Source organism: Fundicoccus ignavus, assembly GCF_009659375.1.
Classification (GTDB): domain Bacteria; phylum Bacillota; class Bacilli; order Lactobacillales; family Aerococcaceae; genus Fundicoccus; species Fundicoccus ignavus.
In genome coordinates, this window is sequence record NZ_WJQT01000042.1 from 1 (window position 1) to 3,272 (window position 3,272).

The window sequence follows — 3,272 nt, forward strand, 5'->3', positions numbered from 1 at the left end:
GTTGATCATTGAAAACTGAATACACAAACAAATCTTATTAATTAATTCAATGCGAGTTAGTTAATAAAACCAAAATTATAATTTCAAATAGAAAAGATATAATGAACCGAGAATTGACCGAGTCTATAGAAATATAGAACAAAAAAGCAAGACCAAGTAATAAACCGATGCGAAAGCATCAGCGCAAAAATGTGGTTAAGAAACAAAGGGCGCACGGTGAATGCCTTGGCACTAGGAGCCGATGAAGGACGGGACGAACACCGATATGCTTTGGGGAGCTGTAAGTAAGCTATGATCCAGAGATTTCCGAATGGGGGAACCCAACAGTCGTTATGGACTGTTACGCGAAAGCGAGGTAGACGCAGAGAACTGAAACATCTAAGTACCTGCAGGAAGAGAAAGAAACATCGATTCCCTGAGTAGCGGCGAGCGAAACGGGAAGAGCCCAAACCAGTGTGCATGCACACTGGGGTTGTAGGACTCCAATATGGCAAGAACAGACATAGCAGAATCATCTGGGAAGGTGAGCGAGACAGGGTGAGAGCCCCGTATGCGAAATGTGTGTGAAGCTTAGGAGGATCCTGAGTACGGCGGGACACGAGAAATCCCGTCGGAATCCGCCAGGACCATCTGGCAAGGCTAAATACTCCCTAGTGACCGATAGTGAACCAGTACCGTGAGGGAAAGGTGAAAAGCACCCCGGAAGGGGAGTGAAAGAGTACCTGAAACCGTGTGCCTACAAGTAGTCAGAGCCCGTTAAGGGGTGATGGCGTACCTTTTGTAGAATGGACCGGCGAGTGACGATAGTTGGCAAGGTTAAGTTGAAGAAACGGAGCCGTAGCGAAAGCGAGTCTGAATAGGGCGAAAGTCAGGTGTCGTCGACCCGAAACCAGGTGACCTACCCATGTGCAGGTTGAAGGTGCGGTAAGACGCACTGGAGGACCGAACCAGGACACGTTGAAAAGTGTTTGGATGACATGTGGGTAGCGGAGAAATTCCAATCGAACCTGGAGATAGCTGGTTCTCTCCGAAATATATTTAGGTATAGCCTCAGAGTGAGAGTCATGGAGGTAGAGCACTGTTTGGACTAGGGGGGCTTCTGCTTTACCGAATCCAGATAAACTCCGAATGCCAAGGACTCATCTCTGGGAGTCAGACTGCGAGTGATAAGATCCGTAGTCGAAAGGGAAACAGCCCAGCCCACCAGCTAAGGTCCCCAAGTTATTGTTAAGTGGAAAAGGATGTGGGGTTGCATAGACAGCTAGGATGTTGGCTCAGAAGCAGCCATCATTTAAAGAGTGCGTAATAGCTCACTAGTCGAGTGACCCTGCGCCGAAAATGTACCGGGGCTAAACAATACACCGAAGCTGTGGATTCAATATTAATATTGAGTGGTAGGAGAGCGTTCTATGGGCGGTGAAGCAGTACCGTAAGGAGCTGTGGAGCGCATAGAAGTGAGAATGCCGGTATGAGTAGCGCAAGACGGGTGAGAATCCCGTCCACCGATTGACTAAGGTTTCCTGGGGAAGGCTCGTCCTCCCAGGGTAAGTCGGGACCTAAGCCGAAGCCGACAGGTCTAGGCGATGGACAACAGGTAGAGATTCCTGTACTTGGGTAACATGTTTGAACGATGGAGGGACACAGGAGGTTTAGCCACGCATCCGGATGGAAGAGGATGTAGAAGCACTAAGTGGGGTTGTGAGTCAAATGCTTACGACTATCCAACCACGAGGTGTGACCTGGAGCGAATTAAGTAGCGAAGGTGGTCGATCAAACTGTCGAGAAAAGCTTCTAGTGAGTGTTAACCAACCCGTACCGCAAACCGACACAGGTAGTCAGGAAGAGAATTCCGAGGTGATCGAGAGAACTCTCGTTAAGGAACTCGGCAAAATGACCCCGTAACTTCGGGAGAAGGGGTGCTGACAGCAATGTCAGCCGCAGTGAATAGGCCCAGGCGACTGTTTATCAAAAACACAGGTCTCTGCCAAATCGAAAGATGACGTATAGGGGCTGACGCCTGCCCGGTGCTGGAAGGTTAAGAGGAGTGCTTAGCGCAAGCGAAGGTACGAATTGAAGCCCCAGTAAACGGCGGCCGTAACTATAACGGTCCTAAGGTAGCGAAATTCCTTGTCGGGTAAGTTCCGACCCGCACGAAAGGCGTAACGATCTGGGCACTGTCTCAACGAGAGACTCGGTGAAATTATAGTACCTGTGAAGATGCAGGTTACCCGCGACAGGACGGAAAGACCCCATGGAGCTTTACTGTAGCTTGATATTGAGTGTTTGTATGACATGTACAGGATAGGTAGGAGCCTAGGAAGTGTGGACGCCAGTTTACACGGAGGCAATGGTGGGATACTACCCTTGTGATATGAACCCTCTAACCCGCGTTTAAGAGAACGGGAGACAGTGTCAGGTGGGCAGTTTGACTGGGGCGGTCGCCTCCTAAAGAGTAACGGAGGCGCCCAAAGGTTCCCTCAGAATGGTTGGAAATCATTCGCAGAGTGCAAAGGCAGAAGGGAGCTTGACTGCGAGACCTACAAGTCGAGCAGGGACGAAAGTCGGGCTTAGTGATCCGGTGGTACCGCATGGAAGGGCCATCGCTCAACGGATAAAAGCTACCCTGGGGATAACAGGCTTATCTCCCCCAAGAGTTCACATCGACGGGGAGGTTTGGCACCTCGATGTCGGCTCATCGCATCCTGGGGCTGAAGTCGGTCCCAAGGGTTGGGCTGTTCGCCCATTAAAGCGGTACGCGAGCTGGGTTCAGAACGTCGTGAGACAGTTCGGTCCCTATCCGTCGCGGGCGTAGGAAATTTGAGAAGAGCTATCCTTAGTACGAGAGGACCGGGATGGACACACCGCTGGTGTACCAGTTGTTCCGCCAGGAGCATCGCTGGGTAGCTATGTGTGGGATGGATAAGCGCTGAAAGCATCTAAGCGCGAAGCCAGCTTCAAGATGAGATTTCCCATCACGTAAGTGAGTAAGACCCCTGAGAGACGATCAGGTAGATAGGCTAGAAGTGGAAGTACAGCGATGTATGGAGCGGACTAGTACTAATCGGTCGAGGACTTAACCACGAACAATTTGAGGAATGGTAGGATTTGAGTGTATTCAGTTTTGAGTGGTGAACACTCTAAAAAAATAACATACGCACTGTGTGGTGATGATGGCAAGAAGGACACACCTGTTCCCATGCCGAACACAGCAGTTAAGCTTCTTAGCGCCGATGGTAGTTGGACCTTTGGTCCTGTGAGAGTAGGACGTCGCC

At 50.3% G+C, this 3,272-nt stretch carries 2 rRNA genes; both read left to right on the forward strand.

What is annotated here, in order from left to right:
• Nucleotides 1-193 precede the first annotated feature (193 nt).
• Nucleotides 194-3,081 (forward strand): 23S ribosomal RNA (locus GF867_RS13520).
• Nucleotides 3,082-3,160: 79 nt separating this feature from the next.
• Nucleotides 3,161-3,272 (forward strand): 5S ribosomal RNA (gene rrf, locus GF867_RS13525); the annotation flags it as partial.